At 72.1% G+C, this 20,197-nt stretch carries 16 protein-coding genes; 5 read left to right on the top strand and 11 right to left on the bottom strand.

All coding sequences use genetic code 11. The annotated features are described in order from the left end of the window. The coding region (locus tag GUY60_RS16270) for a CU044_2847 family protein (protein WP_161698402.1) at positions 1–460 on the bottom strand (460 nt) is incomplete at its 3' end. 198 nt (positions 461–658) lie between these two features. Here GUY60_RS16270 and GUY60_RS16265 point away from each other — a divergent pair. Continuing rightward, a complete protein-coding gene (locus GUY60_RS16265) occupies positions 659–1,996 on the top strand; it encodes an MFS transporter (RefSeq protein WP_161698400.1) in 1,338 nt (445 codons plus the stop codon). On the opposite strand, the gene GUY60_RS16260 is transcribed toward GUY60_RS16265, so the two are convergent. Beyond that, the gene (locus GUY60_RS16260) at positions 1,969–3,228 is read right to left on the bottom strand and encodes a 4-hydroxybenzoate 3-monooxygenase (RefSeq protein WP_161698398.1); all 1,260 of its coding nucleotides are present in this window, start codon (positions 3,226–3,228) and stop codon (positions 1,969–1,971) included. The two genes, GUY60_RS16265 and GUY60_RS16260, sit on opposite strands and share 28 nt — an antisense overlap. A 183-nt stretch (positions 3,229–3,411) precedes the next feature. Between GUY60_RS16260 and GUY60_RS16255 the strand changes: the two genes are divergently transcribed. Then, positions 3,412–5,154 (top strand): IclR family transcriptional regulator domain-containing protein, encoded by a 1,743-nt coding sequence (locus GUY60_RS16255; protein WP_161698396.1) that lies wholly within the window; start codon positions 3,412–3,414, stop codon positions 5,152–5,154. Between the two features lie 119 nt (positions 5,155–5,273). On the opposite strand, the gene GUY60_RS16250 is transcribed toward GUY60_RS16255, so the two are convergent. The 8 genes from GUY60_RS16250 to GUY60_RS16215 form a co-directional block, all read right to left on the bottom strand. After that, positions 5,274–6,428 (bottom strand): LCP family protein, encoded by a 1,155-nt coding sequence (locus GUY60_RS16250; RefSeq protein ID WP_161698394.1) that lies wholly within the window; start codon positions 6,426–6,428, stop codon positions 5,274–5,276. A 32-nt stretch (positions 6,429–6,460) separates the two neighbouring features. Continuing rightward, the gene (locus GUY60_RS16245) at positions 6,461–8,551 is read right to left on the bottom strand and encodes a bifunctional polysaccharide deacetylase/glycosyltransferase family 2 protein (RefSeq protein ID WP_161698392.1); all 2,091 of its coding nucleotides are present in this window, start codon (positions 8,549–8,551) and stop codon (positions 6,461–6,463) included. Next, positions 8,548–8,880, bottom strand: coding sequence for a hypothetical protein (locus tag GUY60_RS16240; RefSeq protein ID WP_161698390.1), 333 nt, complete (start codon positions 8,878–8,880; stop codon positions 8,548–8,550). Before GUY60_RS16240 ends, GUY60_RS16245 begins: the two co-directional genes overlap by 4 nt. 313 nt (positions 8,881–9,193) lie before the next feature. Then, entirely contained in the window at positions 9,194–9,595 is a 402-nt protein-coding gene (locus GUY60_RS16235; protein ID WP_246235090.1) for a hypothetical protein, read from the bottom strand. Positions 9,596–9,710: 115 nt separating this feature from the next. Further along, the gene (meaB, locus tag GUY60_RS16230; RefSeq protein ID WP_161698388.1) at positions 9,711–10,694 is read right to left on the bottom strand and encodes a methylmalonyl Co-A mutase-associated GTPase MeaB; all 984 of its coding nucleotides are present in this window, start codon (positions 10,692–10,694) and stop codon (positions 9,711–9,713) included. 4 nt (positions 10,695–10,698) lie between these two features. Continuing rightward, positions 10,699–12,915, bottom strand: coding sequence for a methylmalonyl-CoA mutase (scpA, locus tag GUY60_RS16225; protein ID WP_161698404.1), 2,217 nt, complete (start codon positions 12,913–12,915; stop codon positions 10,699–10,701). 26 nt (positions 12,916–12,941) lie between these two features. Further along, positions 12,942–14,792 carry a methylmalonyl-CoA mutase family protein gene (locus GUY60_RS16220; RefSeq protein WP_161698386.1) on the bottom strand — a complete coding sequence of 617 codons (1,851 nt, stop codon included), beginning with the start codon at positions 14,790–14,792 and terminating at the stop codon, positions 12,942–12,944. Positions 14,793–15,018: 226 nt separating this feature from the next. Then, the gene (locus GUY60_RS16215; RefSeq protein ID WP_161698384.1) at positions 15,019–16,512 is read right to left on the bottom strand and encodes a cytochrome P450; all 1,494 of its coding nucleotides are present in this window, start codon (positions 16,510–16,512) and stop codon (positions 15,019–15,021) included. 175 nt (positions 16,513–16,687) lie between these two features. Between GUY60_RS16215 and GUY60_RS16210 the strand changes: the two genes are divergently transcribed. The 3 genes from GUY60_RS16210 to GUY60_RS16200 all read left to right on the top strand — a co-directional run bounded on the left by GUY60_RS16210 (position 16,688) and on the right by GUY60_RS16200 (position 19,597). Beyond that, positions 16,688–17,377 carry a TetR/AcrR family transcriptional regulator gene (locus tag GUY60_RS16210; RefSeq protein WP_161698382.1) on the top strand — a complete coding sequence of 230 codons (690 nt, stop codon included), beginning with the start codon at positions 16,688–16,690 and terminating at the stop codon, positions 17,375–17,377. A 57-nt stretch (positions 17,378–17,434) separates the two neighbouring features. Further along, complete coding sequence (locus GUY60_RS16205; protein WP_161698380.1) at positions 17,435–18,055, top strand: L-threonylcarbamoyladenylate synthase; 621 nt, start codon at positions 17,435–17,437, stop codon at positions 18,053–18,055. Positions 18,056–18,151: 96 nt separating this feature from the next. After that, positions 18,152–19,597, top strand: a complete 1,446-nt coding sequence (locus tag GUY60_RS16200; RefSeq protein ID WP_161698378.1) for a glyceraldehyde-3-phosphate dehydrogenase — start codon at positions 18,152–18,154, stop codon at positions 19,595–19,597. 75 nt (positions 19,598–19,672) lie between these two features. On the opposite strand, the gene GUY60_RS16195 is transcribed toward GUY60_RS16200, so the two are convergent. Further along, positions 19,673–20,149, bottom strand: a complete 477-nt coding sequence (locus GUY60_RS16195) for a hypothetical protein (RefSeq protein WP_161698376.1) — start codon at positions 20,147–20,149, stop codon at positions 19,673–19,675. Positions 20,150–20,197 lie beyond the last annotated feature (48 nt).

Genomic DNA, 20,197 nt, shown 5'->3' with positions numbered 1-20,197 from the left:
GGGCAGGCGCCTGGGCGGGGTCGTCCGTGGGATCGCCCGTGGGGTCGGCGAGGTTCCAGGTGGCGGAGACCGTGAAGCTCGCTTCGCCCTTGCCCGAGAAGACGCCGAGGCTGAGGTCGCTGCCCAGGGTCACGCCGAACTCGACCGTCACCTCGTCCGGGCGGTGCGGGGACTCGGCGAAGCTCTGGTGGATACCGCCGAGGACGCCGCCCAGGGGGCGCAGGGCGTCGGCGAGCGCCTCACCGCCGCGCGACAGCGCCCGCGCGGCCCGCCCGTCCACGCTCACAGGCCGCGCCGCCCCGAAGCCCTCGGGGAGCTCCAACTCGTCGTGCGCGTCGGCGGGTTCGGAAGTTGCAGCGGATGCGGTTTCGGATGCGGGCCCGGCGGCTCCAGGCGCATCGGCCAGTTCGAGGCGCACCACGGAACCGTCGTCGAAAGTGAGTCTCAGGTCGTCCCCCATACGTCGAAGTCTCGCATGTCACACGGCACTTGCGGACAGGGTTCACGGATCATCAGCACCACTCTGCCCTGGGTACCGAACCGCGTCGCCGCACGCATTGACACCCACCCCCACCACCCCGACACTCATCCGGCCCACAAAAGTGAAGCGAAGTTCGCCAGGCGAACACACCGCTCTCTCCCAGGGATTGGGACTGCCATGACTTCCTCCCGTGCGCGTGCGCACAGCTTCCGTACGGTGCTGCCCGTGCTCGCGCTGTGCTGGCTCGCCGTGTTCTTCGACGGCATGGACGTGAACATCTACGGCGCCGTCATGCCGCACATGCTCGACGATCCGGGGCTCGGGCTCACGCCGTCATCGGCGGGCACGATCGGGAGCTGGACCACGTTCGGCATGCTCATCGGGGCGCTGCTCGCCGGGAACCTCACCGACTGGCTGGGGCGCAGGCCGATGCTGGTGGCGAGTGTGGTGCTGTTCTCGCTCGGCAGTGCCGTGTGCGCGCTCGCCGCGTCGCCCGGGGCGTTCGGTGGCGGGCGGTTCCTGGCGGGACTCGGGCTCGGTGGGCTGATGCCGCTCTGTCTGGCGATGGTGCTCGAGTTCGCGCCGCCACGGCGGGCCGCGCTCACCACCGGGATCCTGATGACCTCGTACCACGCGGGCGGCATGGCGGCCACGGCGCTCGGCCTGACCGTCGCGCCCTCGGTGGGCTGGCGCTGGGTGTTCTGGGCGGGGGTGGCGCCGGCCCTGATCGCGGTGCCGTTGCTGTTCAAGCTGCTGCCCGAGTCGCCGGGTGTGCTGCTCGCGCGCGGCGAGCGGGAGCGGGCGCGGGGTGTGGCGGCGCGGTACGGGCTGCCGGAACCGGCCCTGGTCGAGGCGCCCGCGGGCGGCGCGAAGGGCCGACTGGCCGCCGTACGCGCCCTGTTCGCGCCCGGCACCCGGTGGGCGACGCCGCTGCTCTGGCTCGCCTCGTTCTGCGGACTGCTGCTCGTATACGGCGTCTCCACCTGGCTGCCGCAGCTGATGCGGGCCTCCGGCTACGGCCTCACGTCCTCGGTGAGCTTCCTGCTCGTCATCAACGCGGGCGGCATCGTGGGCATGCTGATCGCGGGCCGTACCGCCGACCGGTTCGGCGCGGTGCGGGTGTCCGCGGTCTGGTTCGTCCTCACGGCGGCGGGCGCGCTGCTGCTCCGCGAGCACCTGCCGCTCGGCGTGACGTACGCCGTGGTGGCGCTCACCGGGGTGTGGCTGTTCAGTGCGCAGGTGATGGTGTACGCGGCCACCGACTCGGTGTACGGGGGCGGCGAGCGCGCCGCGGGCCTCGGCTGGGTGACCGGTGTCGGGCGTACCGGTGCCGTGCTCGGGCCGTGGCTCGGCGGCGCGCTCGCCGCGAACGGCAACGAGAGTTGGGGCTTCACCGCGTTCGCGCTCGCCGGTCTGCTCGGCGCCGCGGCGATCTCCCTCGTACCGCTCGCGGGGCGCGCCGGGCGTCGGCGCGCGCCCGCTCCGGCTCAGTCCGGGATCGGCAACCCCGTGTAGTTCTCGGCGAGTTCGGCCGCCGCGTGCGGTGAGTGCGCGACCCGGTCCAGTTGCGCGAGCTGGAGCCGGGTGTCGAACGGGGACTGCGCCGGGTCGGTGTGCAGGGTCGTCGTCATGAAGTACGAGAAGTGCTCGGCCCGCCAGACCCGGCGCAGGCACGTGTCGGAGTACGTGTCGAGCCCGGCGGTCGAGCCGGTGGCGTGCCACGCGGTCAGGGCGCGGGCGAGCACGATCACGTCGGCCGCCGCGAGGTTGAGGCCCTTGGCCCCGGTGGGCGGCACGATGTGCGCGGCGTCGCCCGCGAGCAGCACGCGCCCGTACCGCATCGGCTCGGTGACGTGGCTGCGCATCGGGAGCACCGACTTGGCGGTGACGGGGCCGCGCTCCAGCTTCAAGGCGGGCTCCGCGTCGACGGCGAAGCGGGCGTCGAGTTCGTCCCAGATCCGGTCGTCCGGCCAGTCGGCGGGGTCGGTGCCGTTGGGCACCTGGAGGTAGAGGCGGCTGACGCTCGGCGAGCGCATGCTGGCGAGGGCGAAGCCGCGTGCGGAGTGCGCGTAGATCAACTCGTCGTACACGGGCGGCGCTTCGGCGAGGATGCCCAGCCAGGAGTACGGGTAGACGCGCTCGTACGTGGTGCGTACCGCGTCCGGGACGGCGTTCCTGACGACGCCGTGGAAGCCGTCGCAGCCGACGACGTAGTCGCAGTGGAGGGTGCGTTCGCGGCCCTCGTGGCAGTAGTGCACCACCGGGCGGTCGGTGTCGGCGCCGGTGACCGCGCGCACCTCGGCGTCGAACAGCAGCGGTCCGCCGTCGGCGAGGCGGAGCGCTATGAGGTCCTTGACGACCTCGGTCTGCGCGTACACCATCACGCCCCGGCCGCCGGTCAGGGCGGGGAAGTCGACGCGGTGCGCGCGGCGGTCGAAGCGCAGCTCGATGCCGTCGTGCGGGAGGCCCTCGCGGTCCATCCGGTCGCCGGCGCCCGCGGCGCGCAGGGCGTCGACGGTGGCCTGCTCCAGGATGCCCGCGCGCTGGCGCTGCTCGACGTACGCGCGGTCGCGGCTCTCCAGGACGACGGTGTCGACCCCGGCCCGGTCGAGGAGCCGGGCGAGCAGCAGGCCCGCCGGTCCCGCGCCGACGATGGCGACGCTGGTGCGCTCGGGCCGCGAGTGCGGGGCAGCGGCCGGGACCGGGCGCGGGTGCGGGTGCGGGTGCGGGTGCGGGTCCGGCTGCATCAGGGTCCTCCTCGGTACGGGGCGCCGCACTGCTAGGGTGAGTTCGCCCAGTGAACTACCGTTCATTTTTGAAGCGCCCTGAGTTTGCGTGCGCCGGGACCCGATGTCAACGCCCTGCTGTCGGCGCCGCGCGTACGCCCCCCAGGTCCTCCCAGGCCCCCTAGCACCGCAGCGGAGATGCCGATGGCCGTCCGAACCCCCAGCGCCGCCCACTCCGCCCGCTCCGCCCGCGCCGACGCGGCCGAGCCGCCGCCCGAGGCCGTGGGCCCGCTGCTGCGCGGCGTCGCCGTGCTGCGGGCGCTCGGCGCGGCGGGCGGCCGGTGCCCCGTCGGCGAGCTGGTGCGCACGACGGGCCTTGCGCGCTCCACCGTCGACCGGATCACCGCCACCCTGGCCCGCATGGGGTACGTACGCCTCGACGACCACATCGCCACGCTCGCGCCCCGCCTGATGGAGCTGGGCAACGCCTGTCTCGGCGCCCTGCACGTACCGGGGCCGCTGGGCCCGCTCGCCGAGCGGCTCGCCGACGAGCTGGACGAGTCGGTGTCCCTCGCGGTGCCGGACGGCGACGGCATCCGCTTCGTGCACCAGTCCACCCGGCGCCGCGCCATGTCGCTCTCGTTCCGCATCGGCGACCTGCTGCCCGCCGAACGCACCGCGCCCGGCCCGCTGTTCGCCGCCGACTGGACCGACGAGCAGTGGGCGCTCTGGCGGAAGCGACGCGAGGCCGACCCGCTCGACCGGGACTTCCCCGCCGTACCCGAGCGCCGCGAGCCGGACGCGGTCGGCCCGGCCGCCGAACTCCCAACCGAACTCGCCACCGAACTCGCCACCGGCGCAAAGGAGTTCGAGGAGCGCGCGGCCGCGGCCCGGAAGACCGGTGTGTCCGTCGACGACCAGCTGATCGAGCCCGGCCTGGTCGCGGTGGCGCTCCCGGTACGTGACGGGCAAGGGCGGACCGTGTGTGCCCTGAGCGTGGTGAGCCACACCAGCCGGCACAGCGCCGCGTCCCTGCGCCGCACTCTGCTGCCGGGCGCCCGGCGCGCGGTGACCGCGATGGAGTCGCTGCTGCGCGAGCCCGTCGCGCCGCTCCCCCGGCCGCGGGCGCTCGCCGCCTGGACCGGCGCCTCCAAGCAGGAGTTGGGCGCCGGGTTCGTGGAGTCCCTCGCGCGCGGCCTGACCGTACTGACCGCCTTCGACGAGGGCCGCGACGCGCTCGGCCTCACCGCCGTCGCCGAGGCCACCGGCCTGGCCCGCGCGACGGCCCGGCGGGCCCTGCTGACCTTCGAGCACCTGGGTCTGGTGCGGCGGGACGAGCGGGCCTTCCGGCTCACCCCGCGCGTCCTCGACCTCGGGCACGCCCCGCTGTCCCGGACGACGCTGCCCGACATCGCGGCGCCCCATCTGGCAGCCCTTGTACGGAGCGTGCACGACTCGGCGTCGCTCGCGGTGCTCGACGGGGACGCCATCCGGTACACGGCGCGGGTCGCCACCAGCCGGATCATGAGCGTGCACATCACCATCGGCACCCGGCTGCCCGCGTACGCCACGTCCATGGGCCGGGTCCTCCTCGCCGACCTGCCCGCCGGGGAACGCGACGCGCTGCTCGACGGCACCGCGCCGCGCGCCCTGACCCCGCGCACCGTCACCGGGCGGCCCGCGCTCGACGCGCTCCTCGACCGGGCGCGCGACGACGAACACGCCCTGGTCGACGAGGAGTTGGAGGAGGGGCTGCGCTCCCTCGCCGTACCCGTACGGGACGCGGCGGGGCGCGCGGTGGCCGCGGTGAACGTCGCCATGCACAGCAGCCGCCGCACCCCCGCCGAGTGCCGCACGGAGGTACTGCCCCGACTGCGCGCCACGGCCGCCCGGATCGAGGCGGACCTGCACATCGCGGGGCGCTTCTCGCGGATCGCGTCGGCGTAGGGGGTCTGCTCAGGGGCCTGCTCAGGGGGCTCCCCGGCCCCCGGCCTTCACGTACGAAGGTTCACTTGAGGGCCCCCTTGGCGGAAGACGACCGCCTGAGCCATGTCGCCGGCCTGACTTCACCGGCCGCCCCGCCCCGGCTCCCGCACCGGCCGGTCCTCGCGCAGCCGGTCGAAGAGGTCGCGCGCGGCCTTCTCGTCCCAACGGATCGCGCTGCCCTGCGGGGTGGGGATGCCGACGGCCGCCACCGGTACGTTGACGCGGTGGCCGCGGCCGTCCGTGACGCCCTGCACCGCCCGCACCATGGAGGCGAGTCGGGGCAGGTCCATGTCCTCGTCGACGACCAGGGTGTCGAGGCCCGCCCCGAGCGCCGGGTAGAGCACGGTCGGGTCGAGCACCGTGTCCGCGGTGGCGGCCCGGTGCGCGAGGGCCGAGAGGAACTTCTGCTGGTTGAGGGTGCGGCCCAGGTCGCCGTCGGCCTCCTGGTGCCGCTGCCGCACGAACGCGAGCGACTCACCGCCGTCCAGGCTCTGGCAGCCCTTGCGCAGGTCGGCGCCCGACTTCTCGTCCCGGATGGCGCGCGGCAGGCACATCCGTACGCCCCCGACCGCGTCGACGATCTTCACGAACCCGGCGAAGCCGATCTCCGCGTAGTGGTCGATCCGCACCCCGGTGTTGAACTCGACGGTCCGCGCGAGGAGTTCGGGCCCGCCACGGGCGAAGGTCGCGTTCAGCTTGGTCTTGGCCGGCTCGGTGCGCTTGCCTGTGGAGGTGCGCAGATACGAGGGCACCGTGACCCACGAGTCACGCGGCAGGCTCACCATGGTGGTGCCGGACGCGCCGGTGTGCAGCAGGATCATCGAGTCGGTGCGCCGCCCCGACACCGCCCCGGTGTGCAGGTCCTTCTGCTCCGCCGCGGTCAGTCCGGCCCGGCTGTCGGAGCCGACGATCAGATACGTGGTGCCCTTGCCGGGCGGCGGCCGGTGGCCGTACGTGCCCAGGTCGACGTCCCGGTTCAGCCGGGTCTCGGCCCAGGCGTACGTGCCGAACGGCGTGGCCAGGACCGCCGCGAGGAGCAGCAGGACGAGCCGGCGCAGCGGGCGGCTGCGCCGGCGGCGGCGCGGGCGGGCGTCGGCGCGGCGTGGCGGTGGCCGCAGCGGTGCGCCCGGGTCGTCCCGCCAGAGCGGCCCGTCGAGGGACACCACGGGTCCGGCATCGCGGCGTTCGCGCGGGTGGGACGGGACGCGCGCCGCGGGGTCGTACGGCTGGTGCATGGGTGTGTTCCCCCTCGTACTGTCTCGTACTGTCAGTGGGTCCTGGTCAGGGACCCGCGGCCGGACGCCTCCTCCTGGAGGTGCTGGTCGCTGGTGCCGGAGCGCAGCATGCGGTGCCACTTCAGGCGGGTGCCGAGCAGGGCGGTGATCACCGACTGGATGACCACCAGGTAGAGCAACTGCCGGTAGACGAACAACTGCAGGGGCAGCGCCCACAGTTCACGCAGCCGCTCCCCGTCGAGCCGTAGCGCGTACCCGGCGGTGATCAGCTGTACGGCGAGGAAGCCCAGCCAGACGAGGATGGCCTGGGTGGGGTCGCGGAAGCAGAGGCCGTAGAGCGCGAACACGTCGACGACCGGGGCGAACAGCGGCAGCACCACCTGGAAGAGGGTGAGGTAGGTGAGGCCGCGGCGGCCGAAGCGGCCTGCGGGGCCCATCTCGAAGAGGGACCTGCGGTGCTTCCACATGGACTGCAGGGTGCCGTAGCACCAGCGGTAGCGCTGGCGCCACAACTGGCTGATGGTGCTGGGTACTTCGGTCCAGGCGAGGGCCGATTCCTCGTACACCACGCGCCAGCCGGCCCGCCACAGGGCCATCGTCAGGTCGGTGTCCTCGGCGAGGGTGTCCTCGCTGACGCCGCCGACGCCCATCAGCGCGTCCCTGCGGAACGCGCCGATGGCGCCGGGCACGGTGGGCATGCACTCCAGGACCTCGAACATCCGGCGGTCGAGGTTGAAGCCGATGACGTACTCCAGATGCTGCCAACGGCCGAGCAGGCGACGGCGGTTGCCGACCTTGGTGTTGCCGCTGACGGCGCCGACGGCGGGGTGTGCGAGGGGCTGGACGAGGCGGTACAGCGCGTCGGGTTCGAAGACGGTGTCCGCGTCGACCATCACCACGATGTCGTGCCGGGCGTGCCCGAGGCCGGTGTTGAGGGCGGCCGGTTTGCCGCCGTTGGGTCTGCGGATCAGGCGTACCCGTGGGTCGTCGAGGAAGGTCTCGACGATCTCCGGGGTGCGGTCGGTGGAGCCGTCGTCGATGACGACGATCTCCAGACGGGGGTAGAGCGAGGCGAGCAGCGAACGCACGGTCGCGCCGATACCCGCCTCCTCGTTGTGCGCGGGTACGAGGACGGTCACCGGATCGAGCACCTCACGCAGCCGGGGCGCGCCGGGCCGGTGCCGGTCGACGCGGCGTACGTGCGCGCGGGCGAACACGACGAGCAGCAGCAGCCGCAGCACGCCGAGCGCACCGGCGACGGCGAGCACCCAGGCCATGGCGCGGGTGAAGGCGTGCCCGAGAGTCTGCGCCCACAACAGGCCCTCGCCCTTGAGGCGTTCGGCGACGGGGACCGTTGTGGTGAGCGTGGGCCGGCCGAGCCCGGCGGTGACGGTGGTGAACTTGTCCACGCGCCGGTTGCCGAGCAGCGCCCGCGCCTCCCGGTAGCCGAGGTCGGTGTTGCTGTACTGCCTGATCACGCCCTGGGAGGGACGGCGGGACTTGTGGTCGGCGGCGACCAGCAAGTAGCCCTGCCCGGCGGCGCGTTGGGCGGCCTGCCACTCGGCGCCGCACAGGGTGTCGGCGGCGAGGGTGTGCGGCAGCCGGAGCAGCCGGGTGTTGACCCCGGCGGTCCCGGCGAGCGCGGTCTGCGTCAGCGCCAGCTCCATCCTCGACCGGATCGTGGACGCGGTGCCGAGGTCGCCGCCGGTGTAGGTGTACGAGCCGATCTCGTGCCCCTCGGCTCTGATCCGCCGGACCAGGGCCGGGTGCCGGGTGGCCCGTGCCCCGTACAGGAAGAACGTCGCGTGCGCGTCGTGGGCGCGCAGCAGGTCGAGCAGGCGCGGCGTCCAGGTGGGGTCGGGGCCGCCGTTGAAGGTGAGCGCGGCGGTGCGCGGCGGCATGCCCGCGGTCTCGATGCGGTCGCCGGTGATGCGCAGCACCGGCTCGCCGTCGTCGGCGGCCGCGGGTACGGGCCGTGTGCAGGGCTCTTTGGAGCGTGCGGCGTCGACCTCGTGGGTGGTCCAGCCCTCGAAAAGCAGGCTGATGGTGACCACGGGCAGGACGAGGAACAGCAGGATCCAGTGCCCACGAGGAGTACGGCGCAGCGCGTGCCGGGGGCTCACCTCCCGTCCCGCGGCACGGCGGGCTCGGTGGTGGGTGTGGGTGTGGGGGTAGTGGGCGCGGTGGTGTCGGGTCTGCCCGGCCGGTTCGGTTCGTCGCGGACGGTGGTGTCGTACCGGGCGTTGGTGGTCTGGAGCGGTACGTCCATCGACGGGGGCGCTGTTCCGGCGGGCTGTCGCAGCGCGTCGACGAGGACGACGAGGAACAGCAGATAGCCGGCGCAGGCGCAGCCGAGAACTGCGGCGAACGAACGCAGCAGCCGTCTGCGCCGCCCCGAACGCTCGATGAACACCGGGCGGTTACGGCGCCCGCGCCGCCTGGCGGGGGTCATGCGCCGAGCGGGGCGTGGGCGGCCTGTTCCTTACGGCGTGGCCGACTCCCGTACGAATTGCGGGAGTTGGAAGCGATTTCGGGTATGCCTGTGGGGGGTGTGGCGCCGAACACTGGTAGCTCCTGTGGGGGGTGCTGTGGGGGGTTGTGTCACGGTGCGGCGACAGGGCGTGGTCAGCGCGCTGCGCCACTTGGCGACGATACGGCGCAAGTGTGACGTGGGGTGATCGTTCTTGGTTCCTTCTTGCTAACGGTCACGTGATTTTTGCGTGACGTGACGAGTTGTCAGGACGGGGTGCAGGGAGCACTGTTGCTCACTGGGTGGGCGCCCCGTGCGCCTGGAGCAGGCGGCGGAGCCGGTGGATCTCGGCGAGGAGCCGGGGAACGTCCTCGCGTGCGTGAGCGATGAAGTGGGCGTTCTCGTCCCAGAGTTCGTCCGACACGTCGACGTAACGCGGCTCCTGTACGAGGGTGGCGGCCACCATCGCCTGGTGATCGAAGCCCGGGTGCCGCTCTCCGAGCCCGGTGTCGGGGGATGTGCTGACGGCCACGAGGTTCATGGCGTGCGTGTCGTCGAGGTGACGCACGTACCAGGGGCCGGGGGTCGCCGCGTCCGCGCGCTCCTGGATCTCGGTCAGTTCTTCGGCGGTCAGCTCTGCGCCGGCCCGCGCTTCGTCAGTCCGCGCTTCGTCAGCCAGCGGCTTTGGGGTGTTCATCAAGCCCATACTCTCGCGCCCCCGCCACCGGCCGCGCCCCCAGGGAGAGTTGCTGTCCCTGGGGGCGCGGACCGGGCAGGGCCGGTCGTGTCCCGGTGTCAGTGTGGCGCCGCGCTCAGCCGCGGAACGCCCGCAGGATCTGGTCCGCCGCGAGTGTCGCCGTCAGCTCGCCCGCGCGTACGCGCTGTTCCAGGTCGGGGGTGAGTGCCCGGACGTCCGGGTCGGCGCGCAGCCGGTCCAGGAGTTCGTCGTGGACCATGGTCCAGGTCCAGTCGACCTGCTGGTCGCGGCGTTTCGCGGCGAGGCGGCCCGTGGAGTCGAGGAGCGTGCGGTGCTGCTCCAGGCGCTCCCAGACCGTGTCGAGTCCGGCGGATTCGCGGGCGCTGCAGCTCAGGACCGGTGGGGTCCAGGCCGCGTCGGCGGGGTGCATCAGGCGTAGCGCGCCCGCGAGTTCACGTGCCGCGGCGCGGGCGTCGCGTTCGTGCGGGCCGTCGGCCTTGTTCACGGCGAGCACGTCGGCCAGTTCGAGGACGCCCTTCTTGATGCCCTGGAGCTGGTCGCCGGTGCGGGCGAGCGTGAGCAGCAGGAAGGAGTCGACCATGTTGGCGACGGCCGTCTCGGACTGCCCGACACCGACCGTCTCCACAAGCACCACGTCGTACCCGGCGGCCTCCATCACCACGATCGACTCGCGCGTCGCCTTGGCCACACCGCCGAGCGTGCCCGCGGTCGGCGAGGGCCGTACGAAGGCGTGCGAGTCGACGGCCAGGCGCTCCATCCGGGTCTTGTCGCCCAGGATGGAGCCGCCCGTACGGGTCGAGGACGGGTCGACGGCGAGCACCGCGACCTTGTACCCGAGCCCGGTGAGCATCGTGCCGAGCGCGTCGATGAACGTCGACTTGCCGACACCCGGCACCCCGCTGATGCCGATGCGCCGGGCCCGGCCGGAGTGCGGAAGCAGTCGCGTCAGCAACTCCTGGGCCTGGGACCGGTGATCGGGCCTGGTCGACTCGACGAGGGTGATGGCGCGCGCGATGTACGCGCGCTTCCCGTCGAGGACGCCCTTCGCGTAGGCGTCGATGTCGATCGGCTTCGGCATGGGCTCAGCGCTCACCGGCCGACGCAGGGCCCGCGGCCGGCTCGTGCCCGAGCTGTTCGGCGAGCTGCCCGACCAGGTCGTACGCCGCGTCCGGGATGACCGTGCCGGGCGGGAAGACCGCGGTGGCGCCCATCTCCAGGAGCGTGGGCACGTCCTGCGGCGGGATCACGCCACCGACGACGATCATGATGTCCTCGCGCCCCTCCGCGGCCAGTTCCTCACGCAGCGCCGGTACGAGGGTGAGGTGTCCGGCGGCGAGCGAGGAGACGCCGACGATGTGCGCGTCCGCCTCGACGGCCTGCCGCGCCACCTCCGCCGGGGTCTGGAACAGCGGGCCGACGTCGACGTCGAAGCCCAGGTCGGCGAAGGCCGAGGCGATGACCTTCTGGCCGCGGTCGTGCCCGTCCTGGCCCATCTTGGCGACCAGGATGCGCGGGCGGCGCCCCTCGGCCTCCTCGAAGGCGTCGACGAGGGTGCGGGTGCGCTCCACGGACGGCGACTCCCCTGCTTCGTTGCGGTACACGCCGGAGATCGTACGGATCTGGCCCGCGTGCCGCCCGTACACCTTCTCCAGGGCGTCGGAGATCTCACCGACGGTGGCCATGGCGCGGGCCGCGTCGACGGCGAGCTCCAGGAGGTTGCCGGTGCCGTCGGAGGCTGCGCTGGTCAGGGCGGCGAGCGCGTCCTGGCAGGTCTGCTCGTCGCGCTCCTCGCGGAGCCGGCGGAGCTTCTCGATCTGCTGGGCGCGGACCGAGGAGTTGTCGACCTTGAGCACGTCGATCTGCTCGTCGGTCTCGACCCGGTACTTGTTGACGCCGATGACCGGCTGCCGCCCGGAGTCGATACGGGCCTGGGTGCGGGCCGCGGCCTCCTCGATGCGGAGCTTGGGGATACCGGCGTCGATGGCCTTCGCCATGCCGCCCGCGGCCTCGACCTCCTGGATGTGCTGCCAGGCGCGGTTCGCCAGGTCGTACGTGAGCTTCTCCACGTACGCGCTGCCGCCCCACGGGTCGATCGTGCGCGTGGTGCCGGACTCCTGCTGGATGAGGAGCTGCGTGTTACGGGCGATGCGCGCCGAGAAGTCGGTGGGCAGCGCGAGCGCCTCGTCCAACGCGTTGGTGTGCAGCGACTGGGTGTGGCCCTGGGTGGCGGCCATCGCCTCGACGCAGGTGCGCGTGACGTTGTTGAACACGTCCTGCGCGGTGAGCGACCAGCCCGAGGTCTGCGAATGGGTGCGCAGGGAAAGGGACTTGGCGTTCTTCGGCTCGAACTCCTTGACCAGCTTCGCCCAGAGGAGGCGCGCGGCGCGCAGCTTGGCGACCTCCATGAAGAAGTTCATGCCGATCGCCCAGAAGAAGGACAGCCGGGGCGCGAACGCGTCGACGTCCAGGCCCGCTTCCTGACCCGCCCGCAGGTACTCCACGCCGTCGGCGAGGGTGTACGCCAGCTCCAGGTCGGCCGTCGCGCCCGCCTCCTGGATGTGGTAGCCGGAGATCGAGATGGAGTTGTAGCGCGGCATCCGCTGCGAGGTGTACGCGAAGATGTCGGAGATGATCCGCATCGACGGCTTCGGCGGATAGATGTACGTGTTGCGGACCATGAACTCCTTGAGGATGTCGTTCTGGATGGTCCCGGCCAACTTCTCGGGCGGTACGCCCTGTTCCTCCGCCGCCACGATGTACAGCGCCAGTACGGGAAGCACGGCGCCGTTCATCGTCATCGACACGGTCATCTTGTCCAGCGGGATGCCGTCGAAGAGTTGCCGCATGTCGTAGATGGAGTCGATGGCGACGCCTGCCATGCCGACGTCACCGGTGACGCGCGGGTGGTCGCTGTCGTAGCCGCGGTGCGTGGGCAGGTCGAAGGCGACCGACAGGCCCTTCTGTCCGGCGGCGAGGTTGCGCCGGTAGAAGGCGTTGGACTCCTCGGCCGTGGAGAACCCGGCGTACTGCCGGATCGTCCAGGGCTGGTTGACGTACATCGTCGGGTAGGGGCCGCGCAGATACGGGGCCACACCCGGGTACGTCTCCAGGAAGTCCAGGCCCTCCAAGTCCCGCCCGGTGTACAGGGGTTGGACGGCGATGCCCTCGGGGGTCTCCCAGGTCAGGTCCTCGACGGACTTGCCGGTGGCCTCCTTGACGGCGGCGCGCCACTCGTCGTCGGAGACGTCCGCCGGGGCGCCGGTGCCGAGGCCGACCTCGGAGAAGTCAGGGATCTGCATGCCCTGCGGGCTCTGCTGGTTCGGCATCACGCCACTCCCATGCGGTCGAGGGTGGAGGTGAGGACGGCGACCGCGTCGCAGCCGGTGTACACGTAAGCGTCGACGCCCGCGTAATCCATCGGCCGCACGGCGAGGAACACCTGGAGCGCGCCCGCCCCCTTCAGGGCCTGCGCCACCTCCTCGGCGTGCTCGGCGTAGTACGAGTCGCTGGAGCAGATGACGGCGACACCGGCGCCGCTCGCGGTGAACGCCGCGGCGGCCGTGGCGGTGTCGACCGTCACCGGGTCGTGCACGGGCTCGATGCCGCCCGCCTGGAAGAGGTTGGACGCGAAACCGGCACGCGCGGTGTGCTGCGAGGCCGGGCCGAGCGCGGCGATGAACACCTTGGGGCGGGCGCCGGTCGCGGCCAGGTGCGCGTCCGAGCGGGCGCGCAGCGCCTCGTACTGCTCGTCGCGGCGGACCTTCGGCAGGCCGCCGGTGCGGAGTGCGGGGGCGGGTTCGCGGACGACGGGCTTCTCCGCGAGGTGCGGGAACTCGCTGACGCCGGTGATCGGTTCGCGGCGGGTGGCGAGCTTCGCGCTGCGCGCCGCCCAGGTGGCGGCGATCCGCTCGCCGACGAGACCGGAGCGCAGGGCGGCGCCCTGGCCACCGGCGCGTTCGATCTCCTGGAAGAACTCCCAGGCGGCGTGGGCGAGTTCGTCGGTGAGCCGCTCCACGTACCAGGAGCCACCGGCCGGGTCGATGACCTGGGCGAGGTGGGACTCCTCCAGGAGGATCGTCGAGGTGTTACGGGCGATCCTGCGGGCGAACGCGTCGGACAGGCCGAGCTCCGCGTCGAAGGGCAGCACGGTCACCGCGTCGGCGCCGCCGACTCCGGCGGCGAGGGTGGCGACCGTGGTGCGGAGCATGTTCACCCACGGGTCGCGGCGGGTCATCATCACCGGTGAGGTCACACAGTGCTGTCGCTGCGCGCCGTCGGCGGGTGCCCCGCAGACCTCGGCGATCCGCGACCAGAGGCGGCGCGCGGCACGGAGCTTGGCGATGGTGAGGAACTGGTCGGCGGTGGCCGCGTAACTGAACTCCAGCTGGCCGAGGGCCTGTTGGAGGCCGAGCCCGGCGGCGGTGAGCTGCCGCAGGTAGGCGAGACCGGTGGCGAGCGAGCAGCCGAGCTCCTCGGCGGCGGAGGCACCGGCCTCGTGGTACGGCAGGGCGTCCACGGCGAGGGCACGGATGCCGGGCCAGTCGCGGGCGCAGCGCTCGGCGAGTTCGGCGGCGGGCGCCGCGTCCAACTCCTCGCCGGTGCGCGCCTCGTGGCCGAGCGGGTCGGCGCCGAGGGTGCCGCTCGCCTGCTGCGGGGTCACGCCGCGCTCGGCGTACAGGCGCAGCAACTCCCGTCCGGCTTCCGGGTACGCGCTGCCCGCGTCGAGGGCGAGGGGCGCCAGGTCGAGGTAGACACCGTCGAGCGCGCGGGCGAGCCCGGAGACCGGGAGCGCGTCGGGGCCCACGGCGAGCCACAGCGAGGTGGTGCCGTTCTCCAGGTCGGCGAGGATCGCCGCGTTGGAGCGCGCCGGGTCGGCGTCGGCATGCCGCTGCCGTACGTCCCAGCCGGCGGCGGCACCGCCCTGCGGCTTGCCACCCCTGAGGAACGGGGCGAAGCCGGGGTGGCCGGTGCCGGGTGCGGTGTCGTGGGAGGTGTAAAGGGGGCGGGTGCTGAGCCCGTCCTCTAGTGCGGTGGAGAGGGCGTCTTCGGCCGCCGTGCCCGAGAACTCCTTGCCCGACTTGCGCAGTACGCCCGATACCAGGGCCTGCCACTGCTCGTGGGTCGCATCAGGGAACTCGGCGGCCAGCGAAAGCCCGTCGTCAGGCAGGACCGTCATGGCTCGGATGTTAGGACACGTTCACTGACGAGCAGCAGAGGCAACCGCTGTGACCTTGCCCTCGCCGGTGCGGTCTTGATCATCCGCTCCGGGTGCCCTATCCCGTGCGGGGGTGGTGCGGCGCAGGTCACACGCTTGCGGGGCAGCCCGAACACCCGGCCCGTCCCGGACGGACGAGCACCGCCGGGGGTGGCGGGCCGGGTGCGGGCAGTGGTGGTCGCGCCCTTCACACATCCAGTGTCGCGCGCCGGCTCAGGTTCAGGGTCAGGCCCTCGGGCATGAGGGTGAGCCGCTCGGCGACCCGCAGCCGGTACTCGGGGTCGCCGTGCAGGTCGTAGCGGCGCAGCAGCAGGCCGAGCACGAGCGTCGCCTCGTGCAGCGCGAACTGCCGCCCGATGCAGGCCCGCGCCCCGGTGCCGAAGGGCTTGAAGACGTGCGCGGGCCGGGACCGTACCGCCTTGGGGTCGAAGCGGTCCGGGTCGAAGGCCTCCGGGTCCGGGCCCCAGGCCTCCGGGTCGCGGTGCAGCATCATCGTCAGGACCAGCGCCCAGGCGCCGCGCCGCATCGGGTGCTCGCCGCCGAGCTCGGTGTCCTGCCGGGCCTCGCGGGCGAAGGCGGGCGCGGTCGGCCACAGGCGCAGCGACTCGTCGAGGACCCGGCGCAGATAGCGGAGCTTGGCCACGTCCTCGTACGCCGGTTCGTCCTTGCCCGCCCACACCCGGTCGACCTCGTCCTGCGCGCGGGCGAGCACGTCGGGGTGGCGGGCGAGGTAGTGCAGGGCGAAGGAGAGGGCGCCGGAGGTCGTCTCGTGTCCGGCGACGAGGAAGGTGATGACCTGGCGGCGGATGTTCTCGGCGGTGAGCCGCTCGCCGGTCTCCGGGTGGGCGACCTCCAGCATCCGGTCGAGCAGGTCGTTCAGCTCACCGCCGCCGCTCTCCGCCCGGCGGGCGGCGACGACCTCGTCGACGGTGCGGTTGAGGTACGCCATGTCGGCGTCGTTGCGCCGGGACGCCTCGCGCAGGAGCAGCGGGGCGAGCGCGCCCGGCACCACGTTGCGGCGCTGGGCGAAGGCGAGAGTGCCGACCATCGCGGTCACGAACGGATGCGGACGCTCCCGCTCGAAGGACCCGAAGTCGTGCCCGAACCCGGTGCGCGCGATGGTCTCCAGGGTCAGCTTCGTCATGTCGCCGGGCACGTCCACCGCGACCCCGGCGCGCTCCCGCTCGTCCCAGCGCTCGGTGAGGCGCGCGGCCACGTCGAGCATCAGCCGGTGGTACCCGGCCATCGCGTCCCGGTTGAAGCCGGGCGCCAGAATGTCGTGCGCCAGCTGCCAGTTGGGCTCGTGGTTGTACGCGGTGAACAGGCCGTCCCCGGCCACCGGCCGCAGGTTGGCCACCCCGAGGCCGACATGCTTGGCGAACCGGGACTCGTCCGCCATGTCGGCGCCGAGCCGGGCCCCGGCCACGAAGACGATCTCCTTGGTGAAGGCCTTGCGCCGGAAGATCGGGCCGAGGCTGCGGGCGAACCGCATCGAGTCCTGTACGGGGGTGCTGACGTTCGCCCCGAACACGTCGCCGAGCAGCGGGACGCGGCCCGGCGGGTGCGGGATGCGGCGCAGCTCGGGCCAGCCCGCCTGCGCGCTGCGGAAGCCCTTGGGCAGCGGCGCGCTCCCCGGCCGCTCCGCACGCTCCGCCGCGGCTCCCTCGGTCGTCTGCGCCATCTGCCCCAACTCCCCTGCCGCTCCTGCGGGTTGCGCTATTGCATCTCAGTTCAATAGACGCCGACAGTGTGACGGCGGCCACGAATCGGCGTCAAGGACACGGCTCGGAGCAGGTATTTCTCCGGTCCCGGCGGCCCGCTCCCGACCGCCTTGACCGTCGAGTACGGTGCTCGCCATGGCAGCGAACCGCAGCGCACGCCCCCGCCGCCGGCTGACCACCGAGGAGCGCCGGGACCAACTGCTCTCGGTGGGCTCCCGCCTCTTCGCGCAGAGTGCGTATGACGACGTGTGGATCGAGCAGGTCGCCGAGATCGCGGGGGTCTCGCGGGGGCTGCTTTACCACTACTTCCCGACCAAGCGGGAGTTCTTCGCCGCCGTCGTACGGCACGAGAGCGAGCGCATGCTGCGGCTCACCGCGGCCGTGCCGGGGCAGCCGCTGCGGGCCCAGATCGACGCGGGCATCGACCTGTTCCTCGCCTATGCCGAGCAGCACGCGGAGGGCTTCCGCGCCTTCCACCGAGCGCAGGCGGCGGGCGATCCGGCGGTGCGCGAGGTGTACCGGTCGTGCCTGGCCGCACAGGAACAGCAGATCCTCGCGGCGCTCACCGCGGGCGCGGGGACGGGGACGGGCGCGGGGACAGGGACGGGCGCGGGGACAGGGACGGGCGCGGGGACAGGGAAAGGCACCGAGGACCCGGCGCTCCCCCGGCTGACCGCGGACGGCCCGGCACTGCGGCTCGCGGTACGCGGCTGGCTGGCGTTCATGGTCGCGGTCTGCCTCGACTGGCTGGACGAACCGGACGTGGACCGCGACGAGGTCCGCGCACTGTGCGCCCGCACGCTGCTCGGGGCCATCACCACATAGGGGTGCACCGATGGGGTGCGCCCGCCCCGGAGGGGTCCGATCACATACGCTCGGCCAATGGCGAAGTACTTCGACGTGCACCCCGACAATCCGCAGCGGCGCAGCATCACCAACGTGGCCGACAGCATCCGCTCCGGCGCTCTCGTCGCCTATCCGACGGACTCCTGCTACGCCCTCGGCTGCCAGCTCGGCAACCGTGAGGGCATCTCCCGTATCCGCTCGATCCGGCAGCTCGACGAGCGGCACCACTTCACCCTGGTCTGCGAGAACTTCGCGCAGCTGGGGCAGTTCGTCCATCTCGACAACGACGTGTTCCGCGCGATCAAGGCGGCCACGCCCGGCAGTTACACCTTCATCCTGCCCGCGACGAAGGAGGTGCCGCGCCAGCTCATGCACCCGAAGAAGAAGACGGTGGGCGTGCGCATCCCCGACCACGTCGTCACACAGGCGCTGCTCTCGGAGCTGGGCGAGCCGCTGCTCTCCAGCACACTGCTGCTCCCCGACGAGGAGGAGCCGCTGACGCAGGGCTGGGAGATCAAGGAGCGCCTCGACCACGTGGTGGACGCGGTGGTCGACTCCGGCGACTGCGGGACCGAGCCGACCACGGTGATCGACTTCTCCGAGGGCGGCGCCGAGATCGTCCGCCGGGGTGCGGGTGACACGGCACTCTTCGAGTAGGGCAAACACCTGTGAATCCGGACACAGATCCCCCACGCGGGAGCCGGATGCGGGAGGGTTAGCATATGAGCACCGCCTAGCTCGAAAGATAAAAACGTGACTGTCAACGAGGACTCGTTCACCAACTGGAAGAACCGCGAGGAGATCGCGGAGTCGATGATCCCGATCATCGGGAAGCTGCACCGCGAGCGGGACGTCACCGTCCTGCTGCACAGCCGCTCCTTGGTGAACAAGTCGGTGGTCAGCATTCTGAAGACCCACCGGTTCGCCCGGCAGATCGCGGGTGAGGAGCTCTCGATCACCGAGACGCTGCCGTTCCTGCAGGCCCTCACCACTCTCGACCTGGGCCCCTCGCAGGTCGACATCGGCCTCCTCGCCGAGGCGTACCGCGCTGACGACCGCGGCCTGTCGGTCGCCGAGTTCACCGCCGGCGCCGTCGCCGGCGCGACCGGTGCGAACAAGATCGAGCGTCGCGACGGCCGGGACGTCGTCCTGTACGGCTTCGGCCGTATCGGCCGCCTGGTCGCCCGGCTGCTCATCGAGAAGGCGGGCTCCGGCAACGGCCTGCGGCTGCGCGCGATCGTGGTCCGCGGCGGTGGCGCCGAGGACATCGTGAAGCGCGCCTCGCTGCTGCGCCGCGACTCGATCCACGGCCAGTTCCAGGGCACGATCACCGTCGACGAGGCGAACAGCACGATCGTCGCCAACGGCAACGAGATCAAGGTGATCTACGCCAACGACCCGTCCGAGGTCGACTACACGGCGTACGGCATCAAGGACGCCATCCTCATCGACAACACCGGCAAGTGGCGGGACCGCGAGGGCCTCTCCAAGCACCTGCGCCCCGGTGTCGAGAAGGTCGTCCTCACCGCGCCGGGCAAGGGCGATGTCCCGAACATCGTGCACGGCGTCAACCACGACATGATCAAGCCGGACGAGCAGATCCTGTCCTGCGCGTCCTGCACGACGAACGCGATCGTGCCGCCGCTGAAGGCGATGGACGACGAGTACGGCGTTCTGCGCGGTCACGTCGAGACGGTGCACTCGTTCACCAACGACCAGAACCTGCTTGACAATTACCACAAGGCCGACCGCCGTGGCCGCTCCGCGCCGCTGAACATGGTCATCACGGAGACGGGTGCCGCCTCCGCCGTCGCGAAGGCCCTGCCGGACCTGAAGGCGCCGATCACCGGCTCCTCGATCCGCGTGCCCGTGCCGGACGTGTCCATCGCGATCCTCAGCCTCCGCCTGGGCCGCGAGACCAACCGCGAAGAGGTCCTCGAGTACCTCCGCGACGTCTCGCTGAACTCGCCGCTGAAGCGCCAGATCGACTTCACCACCGCCCCCGACGCGGTCTCCATGGACTTCGTCGGCTCGCGCCACTCCTCCATCGTGGACGCCGGTGCCACGAAGGTCGACGGCGACAACGCGATCCTCTACCTCTGGTACGACAACGAGTTCGGCTACTCGTGCCAGGTCATCCGGGTCGTCCAGCACGTCTCGGGCGTCGAGTACCCCACGTACCCGGCCCCGGCCGCCTGAGCACGCCAGACACCACCGCTTCACACCGCCGCCCGGCCCATCGGCCGGGCGGCGGTGTTTTCTGTGCCGAGACGCTCAGAGGTAGTCGAAGAACCTGGTCCACCAAGTGGCCCTGCCCAGACCGTAGTTGGGGCCGGGCACCTCGTCATTGAGCCAGGTGACACCGTCGTACGGGCGCCTCAGCAGCCGCTCGGGCACCAGCACGTACCCCGCTCCGGACAGCTCGGCCTCGACGCGTCGCCGGTCCTCTACGGCGAGTTCCGGTGCCGTCACCACCGCCAGATCGCCGTAGTTGCTCAACCGCACCCCGATCCACTCCTGGGCCTCCGTCAGTCGCGGCGGGACATCCACCGTGAAGTAACAGCTGGCGTCCTGCGTTCTGTCCACGGAGCAGGGGCCGTCGAAGACCTCGCTCAGCCGCTCCCCCAGCCGCGCCGCCCGTGACGCGGCCCGCTCGTGGTCGAACCCTTTGGGGAACTCCAGGTGGTCCGGCCCCGGCAGGCGGTCCAGGGTGCGCAACAGGTCGAGTGTCCGCACGTCTTCCTCGCTCATGAGCCCCCCTTCGCACGGCGCCCCCGAAGCCCCGTCGCACCCGCATCC

The organism is Streptomyces boluensis (genome assembly GCF_009908195.1).
Lineage (GTDB): Bacteria > Actinomycetota > Actinomycetes > Streptomycetales > Streptomycetaceae > Streptomyces > Streptomyces boluensis.
The sequence above is the reverse complement of the archived record's forward strand: the minus strand, read 5'-3'. Positions and strand labels throughout refer to the sequence as shown.